Origin of the sequence: Microbacterium sp. NPDC078428 (assembly GCF_044542535.1) — a bacterium.
In the GTDB taxonomy this organism is placed as follows: domain Bacteria; phylum Actinomycetota; class Actinomycetes; order Actinomycetales; family Microbacteriaceae; genus Microbacterium; species Microbacterium limosum.
The window spans coordinates 1-1,407 of record NZ_JBITUP010000016.1; the positions used below are offsets into that span (position 1 = coordinate 1).

The following is a 1,407-nucleotide window of genomic DNA, read 5'->3' on the forward strand; positions in this document are numbered from 1 at the left end:
GGGTGACGTCCCCTGGGGTGGTGTAGTTCCTGGGCTCGAGTGTCACGTCGTTGACGTGGTGAGCCATCGTGCGATGGTCAGGTGAGAACCGACTAAAGCTACTCACACAGGAAGACACAAACGCACGATGGCTCTTGACCAGTCTGCCTCCTCGAGCTCCTCGGGGAACTGAAGCTCACCGATGTCACCGACCGGATCCGGACAGCGACCGAGACGCTCTATCAGGAGCTGATCGATGCGGAAGCTGCCGCGTTCATCGGTGCCGCCCCGTTCGAACGCACCCCGGACCGCACCGCCCAGCGCAACGGCGCCCGGCTGCGTACCCTGACCACGACCGCGGGCGAACTCGAACTGCGGATCCCGAAGTTGCGCACCGGGTCCTTCTTCCCGTCGCTGTTGGAGCGGCGCCGCCGGGTCGATCAGGCGCTGTTCGCGGTGGTGATGGAGGCGTACGTGCACGGCGTCTCGACCCGTAAGGTCGACGACCTCGTCAAGGCGTTGGGCGCGGATACCGGCATCTCGAAGTCGGAGGTGTCGCGGATCTGCCAGAACCTCGACGAGGACGTCGCCGCGTTCCGCGACCGACCGCTCGCGGATCAGTCCTACCCGTATGTGTTCCTCGACGCGACCTACTGCAAAGCCCGCGTCGGCCGCCGGGTGGTCTCGCAGGCGGTCGAGGTCGCGGTCGGCGTCTCGGCGGACGGCCGCCGGGAGATCCTCGGCTTCGAGGTCGGCGAGACCGAATCGCAGCCGTTCTGGACCACGTTCCTCCGCTCCCTGAAGGCGCGCGGCCTGGGTGGGGTGCAGCTGGTCATCTCGGACGCACACACCGGGCTGATCGCCGCGATCCAGACCGTGTTCGCCGGCGCGAGCTGGCAACGCTGCCGAGTCCACTTCATGCGGAACGTGCTTGCCAACGTGCCGAAGGCGGCGGGGCCGATGGTCGCGTCGATCATCCGCACGATCTTCGCGCAGCCCGACCCGGAGCACGTCTACGCCCAGTTCGACGAGGTCGTGCGGATGCTGAGCCGGTCGCACCCGAAGATCGCGGACATGCTCGAGACGGCCCGCGACGACCTGCTCGGGTTCACCGCGTTCCCGGTCGCGCACTGGCGTCAGATCTGGTCCACGAACCCCCTGGAGCGGCTCAACAAGGAGATCAAGCGCCGCACCGACGTGGTCGGCACGTTCCCGAACCCGGCCGCGCTGCTACGCCTCGCGGGGCATGTCCTGATCGAGCAGCACGACGAATGGGACGGCGCCGACGCCGCTACTTCAGCGAGCACTCCATGGCGCTCCTGCTCGCCGAACCCGAGGAGGTGGCGATCCCGGAACTGACCGCGGCATAATCCCAATCAGCTGATCCCGCACGGTGTTGAGAAACTCCACCACTCAGCGGGACGTCAC

1 pseudogene is annotated in these 1,407 nt (G+C 67.0%); it reads left to right on the forward strand.

Annotated features, from left to right (window positions below):
• Positions 1-168 precede the first annotated feature (168 nt).
• A pseudogene (locus tag ACIGCK_RS14780) lies at positions 169-1,349 on the forward strand (IS256 family transposase).
• Positions 1,350-1,407: the final 58 nt, after the last annotated feature.